Here is a 4,355-nt window from a genome sequence, read left to right on the forward strand (position 1 = left end):
ATAACGAGGTGTGGTGGGGCAAACGGGTGCGCGAGCATTCGTGGCAGTTTCCGCAAGGTGGCATTAAATACGGCGAAACGCCTGAGCAGGCGATGTACAGGGAGTTGGAAGAAGAAATAGGTTTACGTCCGGAGCACGTCAAGATTATCGGCCGCACGCGCGACTGGCTGCGTTATGAAGTGCCGGATCACTTCATCAAGCGGGAAATCCGCGGCCATTATCGTGGCCAGAAGCAGATCTGGTTCCTGTTGCGAATGTGCGCGCGCGATAATGAAATCAATCTGCGCTTGACCGACCACCCGGAATTCGATGCCTGGYGCTGGCATGAATACTGGGTACCGCTGGATGTAGTCATTGAGTTCAAACGTGAAGTTTACCAGCGCGCCTTGCAGGAGTTATCCAGGTTCCTCACCTGGCCTGCGCATGGGGACCGCCGGCATGCCTCGCGTTACCTGCGCCAGCCTCACGGCCAGCGCAACGGCTCCCCGCAGCAGCGGGACAAGCCGCAGCAGCCGGTGATTGCGCCCCCGGCGGAGCCAATCAGTTGTGCGGCTCCCCAACTGGCGGAGAAGGACTAAGCGAAAACGCAGCCCCCCGGGCTGCGTTTTTTTTAAGCGCGTATAATGGCGGCCATGTTTACGCCGTCCTCCAATGACGTTCGCCGTTTCTTCTGCGAAGTCTTCCGCAAGCACCACGCCAAAGAAATCCTCACCCCGCTGGAAGCCATGGCGCTGGACTGGGTTTTGCAGCATCCCGAATATGACGACACGCTAAAGGATGCCGAAGAAGCCGTCGCCCGCGATTACTCGGTCGAAGGCGGACAGGCCAATCCGTTTTTGCATTTGTCCATGCACCTGTCGATCGCAGAACAAATCTCGATCGACCAGCCGCGCGGTATCCGCGCCGCCTACGAAGCGCTGGCGCGCAAGCTCGACTCGACTCACGAAGCCCATCACCAGATCATGGAGTGCCTGGGCGAGATGATCTGGGACTCCCAGCGCCGCGGCGTTCCGCCGGACGGCGAAGCTTACGTGGAAGCCGTCAAGCGCCGTCTCTGATACCGATCAACGCCGCACGCGCCGTGCGCCAGGTTGACCATGCCGATGTCAGCCCGATTGCGATCATCGTCAGAACTGCAATCATTGTTTGCGCCTTCTCAGCACGCCCGCAATCATCAACTGGATCGCCCCCGCAAAAGCCGCGATGACCAGCTCGCCGCTCGCGGCTAGCGCCAGATCGCCAATCGCCGCGATTGCTGTCAGCAGCCAGTAGGCGCGCTTCTGCGCGAACCAGCCACTGACGGCGAGCGCCGCCAGCAGCAGCATCGTCACAAGCCAAAACGGCGCGTCGTAGCCAAGCTCCGATCGCATCAGCAAAGGAATGCCGAGCGCGCCCATGAACGCTGCATTTTGCATCTTCTCCATGCCGGGTCTGATCGCGCCGGGCGCGCGCATAAAATGCCGGGCCAGCTCCGCGCCAAATGTGTGGACGAGCGCCACGATCATGATCGATATCGCCATGGCTAGATTTCGTCGATATAGCGGTACGCCATGRGCGCGCCCATTACTGCGGCAAAACTCAAGGAAACAAGCACCGGCTCGGACTCGGTCATAAAGGGCAGAATGAGCCCCGGCACGGCGCCGGCAATTCCGCCCATCAGTCCTAAGGCGCAGGCCTTGTACCAATTGTCCGGCCGCCCCATGTGATGCCAGGCCAAAGTGCCAGCAACAACCGAGATCAGAAGGGCTGCGCCCATCGTCAATGCGGTAACTTGCTTGTCCATGCTCGACGCTCCATTAAATAGCAAACCACTACAACGACAATCCCGGCAATCAATGCCAGTGCCGCCACCTCCCACACCGCCAGCTTTTGTTCTACCGGCACCGCGGACAGCAGCCAGCCCAGCGCTGGATAAGCAAAACCATAAGCAGCGCGCACCTTGAAAAGGCGGCAAATCAGCATGTGGAATATTGCGCAGACGAAGCCTGCGCTCCAGGCGAACGTGCGATAGTTCATCAGGCCGGATTGCAATTCCAGCTGTGCCTGCCGCGGAAAGGTCTGCATCACAATGAACAGCAGCAATCCAAACAACGCGCCGAACACCACAATTCCCCTGCCCTGCTCGCGCGTCAGCGACCGGAATCTGATGAGGAAATAGCCCAACGCCGAAAATGCCAGCAATGCGCAAATTGCGCTGATAATCCGGTATGTGGTCATGCGCTTGGTAAGGAGCAGTTGAGCCAGAACTCAATGTTCCATGAAAAGTGGGAAACGCCATCCGGCTCGAATTCGTCCAGCTGTAAGGCGTAAGCCCAGAACATACTGCCGGCCGCAATGCCCCGCCGGCGTGCGGCCGCATTGATCATCGCCTCTGAGTAATATTTCTTCTTGCCGAAATGCTGGGCAAGGTCATTGCCGACTTTTCCGGCGAGTTCCAGCTTTTCTTCGATTGAGAACGGATGAGTCATCAGGCCTCCAGTTCCGGATATACTAGCAATAGTTTCCATGGGGAAAACTATCGCATTCCCACTGTTGACTTTTGACAACACGCGCACTGTGAAAAACTCAGCCAAAGCCGCGTCATCGCTCCTGCTCTCCCTGCTGGCGGGCTGCTCCAATAATTGGACCGCGGCCATGCAGCTGACACTTGATGCCGGCAGCGCCAGGCAGCCGCTCACGGTCAGGCTGCAAGTAGCCTCGGTGACGAGTTCACCGGGCTGCTGGACGGAGACTGTCTGGAAGTGCGAATCCGGCAAAGTTCGAAGTTGAACAACCGGATTTCGATCACGGTTCTTGAGCCCAAAGGGCAGACCTTGGGCAGCGCGAGCACCAATGATCTGGCCAACCGCGCATTCGACATCCCGCTCGCTGGGACGGGGACCGTGACCGTCCAACCCGGCGCGAAGTGCCGCTAAGCCTGCAATGGACGCAAAAAAGCCCGCACTCGGCGGGCTTTTCTAAGGCAGATCGAAGAACGATCAGCGGTGGGTCACCAGCGAACCTGGCAGCGAGTGCAGGTAGGCGGCGATGTCCTTGATGTCCTGGTTGGTCAGCGGCTTGACCTGGCCGGTCATGATCGCGTTCGAACGGCCGTTGGCGCCGTCGCCGCGCTTGTAGGCGGTCAGGGCATGCTGGATGTAGTCCTGGTGCTGGCCAGCCAGCTTAGGATAGGACGGATCGATCGGGCTGTTGAAATCCTTACCGTGGCAGGCGGCGCAGCTGTACTTTTCAGTCAGGGCCTTGCCGGCGTCGATATTGCCACCAGCCATGGCGCTGAACGACACTGCGGAGCAGAACAGAGCGGTAATCAGTTTTTTCATGGTCAGGGCCTTATTTCTGCTGGGAGTAGTAAGCGGCGATGTCGGCGATGTCCTGGTCGGACAGGCTCACAGCGATACCCTTCATGGATGGGTGCTTACGCTCGCCCTTCTGATAGCCCTTCAGAGCGTTTTCAATGTACTTGGCATTCTGACCGCCAATCTTCGGCACTTGGAACACTTCCGGGAAAGTCGCTTTGTAGCCACCTTGAATGCCGTGGCATCCAATACACATTTCGATCTTGGCTGGAGCAGCTTTCGGGTCCCCAACGATGTCCGCGGCTGCGGCTGCGTGGGCAACGCCTGCGAGCACGAGAAGTGCGAAGATTTTTTTCATAGTTTGGCTTTAAATCAGTTGTAATCGGATACGCCTTGCTCAAAAACCTAGGCTTTTACGCCCTAACCTGCGATTCTACTTCACAAATTAGCCACCCGTCCATATTGCATGTCAAGGATACATTTTCCGCGTTGGCGCCTTCCGGAAAATCGCCGAACAACTGGGCAGCGGCAATCTCCGGCACATTAGACGCAGCCCTCGAAGAGGCCAAGGCCCTCGCCCACCGCTTACTGGGAGATCTGTAGAATATGGCTATCACTGACTTATTTACCAGGGAAGCCATCCATGCAAGCACCCCAGCGTTTCGAGGGTTCGGACAATTATGTCGCCACCAATGACCTGAAACTGGCGGTGAATGCCGCCCTGACCTTGCAGCGTCCCCTGCTGATCAAGGGCGAACCGGGCACCGGCAAGACCATGCTGGCCGAGGAAGTCGCGGCCGCGCTGAACATGCCGTTAATGCAGTGGCATATCAAATCGACCACAAAGGCCCAGCAAGGCCTGTATGAATATGATGCGGTGTCCCGCCTGCGCGATTCCCAGCTGGGCGACGAGCGCGTGCGCGACATCCACAACTACATCGTCAAGGGCGTACTGTGGCAGGCCTTCACCTCGCCCGAGCCGGTGGTGCTGCTGATCGACGAGATCGACAAGGCTGACATCGAATTCCCCAACGACCTGCTGCGCGAGCTGGATCGCAT

General features: G+C 58.3%; 9 protein-coding genes. 3 read left to right on the forward strand and 6 right to left on the reverse strand.

What is annotated here, in order from left to right; all coding sequences use genetic code 11:
- Nucleotides 1–578 (forward strand): RNA pyrophosphohydrolase (locus AB4Z11_RS24480; RefSeq protein ID WP_442028316.1); only part of this gene is annotated, 578 nt, incomplete at its 5' end.
- Between the two features lie 54 nt (nucleotides 579–632).
- Complete coding sequence (locus tag AB4Z11_RS24485; RefSeq protein ID WP_442028317.1) at nucleotides 633–1,058, forward strand: DUF1841 family protein; 426 nt, start codon at nucleotides 633–635, stop codon at nucleotides 1,056–1,058.
- An 81-nt stretch (nucleotides 1,059–1,139) separates the two neighbouring features.
- Here AB4Z11_RS24485 and AB4Z11_RS24490 read toward each other — a convergent pair whose 3' ends face one another.
- From AB4Z11_RS24490 to AB4Z11_RS24515, 6 genes are all read right to left on the reverse strand, one after another.
- The gene (locus tag AB4Z11_RS24490) at nucleotides 1,140–1,520 is read right to left on the reverse strand and encodes a hypothetical protein (RefSeq protein ID WP_442028319.1); all 381 of its coding nucleotides are present in this window, start codon (nucleotides 1,518–1,520) and stop codon (nucleotides 1,140–1,142) included.
- A 2-nt stretch (nucleotides 1,521–1,522) separates the two neighbouring features.
- A complete protein-coding gene (locus AB4Z11_RS24495) occupies nucleotides 1,523–1,783 on the reverse strand; it encodes a hypothetical protein (RefSeq protein WP_442028321.1) in 261 nt (86 codons plus the stop codon).
- Nucleotides 1,759–2,217: a hypothetical protein gene (locus tag AB4Z11_RS24500; protein ID WP_442028323.1), complete on the reverse strand. Its 459-nt coding sequence runs from the start codon at nucleotides 2,215–2,217 to the stop codon at nucleotides 1,759–1,761. Before AB4Z11_RS24500 ends, AB4Z11_RS24495 begins: the two co-directional genes overlap by 25 nt.
- A complete protein-coding gene (locus AB4Z11_RS24505; protein WP_442028324.1) occupies nucleotides 2,214–2,894 on the reverse strand; it encodes a hypothetical protein in 681 nt (226 codons plus the stop codon). The genes AB4Z11_RS24500 and AB4Z11_RS24505 overlap by 4 nt, the downstream gene beginning before the upstream one ends.
- An 84-nt stretch (nucleotides 2,895–2,978) precedes the next feature.
- A complete protein-coding gene (locus AB4Z11_RS24510) occupies nucleotides 2,979–3,320 on the reverse strand; it encodes a c-type cytochrome (RefSeq protein ID WP_442028326.1) in 342 nt (113 codons plus the stop codon).
- A gap of 10 nt (nucleotides 3,321–3,330) precedes the next feature.
- On the reverse strand, nucleotides 3,331–3,654 hold the full coding sequence (locus AB4Z11_RS24515; protein WP_442028328.1) for a c-type cytochrome: 324 nt from the start codon (nucleotides 3,652–3,654) through the stop codon (nucleotides 3,331–3,333).
- 285 nt (nucleotides 3,655–3,939) lie between these two features.
- On the opposite strand from AB4Z11_RS24515, the gene AB4Z11_RS24520 reads away from it, so the two are divergent.
- A partial coding sequence (locus tag AB4Z11_RS24520; RefSeq protein WP_442028329.1) for an AAA family ATPase occupies nucleotides 3,940–4,355 on the forward strand: 416 nt, incomplete at its 3' end.

The organism is Pseudoduganella sp. RAF53_2 (assembly GCF_052113985.1).
Lineage (GTDB): Bacteria > Pseudomonadota > Gammaproteobacteria > Burkholderiales > Burkholderiaceae_D > Rugamonas.

Excerpts from the sequence above, each read along its gene's own strand:
- AB4Z11_RS24485 (WP_442028317.1), top strand. The coding sequence starts at position 633 with ATGTTTACGCCGTCCTCCAATGACGTTCGCCGTTTCTTCTGCGAAGTC.
- AB4Z11_RS24490 (WP_442028319.1), bottom strand. The coding sequence starts at position 1,520 with ATGGCGATATCGATCATGATCGTGGCGCTCGTCCACACATTTGGCGCG.
- AB4Z11_RS24500 (WP_442028323.1), bottom strand. The coding sequence starts at position 2,217 with ATGACCACATACCGGATTATCAGCGCAATTTGCGCATTGCTGGCATTT.
- AB4Z11_RS24510 (WP_442028326.1), bottom strand. The coding sequence starts at position 3,320 with ATGAAAAAACTGATTACCGCTCTGTTCTGCTCCGCAGTGTCGTTCAGC.
- AB4Z11_RS24515 (WP_442028328.1), bottom strand. The coding sequence starts at position 3,654 with ATGAAAAAAATCTTCGCACTTCTCGTGCTCGCAGGCGTTGCCCACGCA.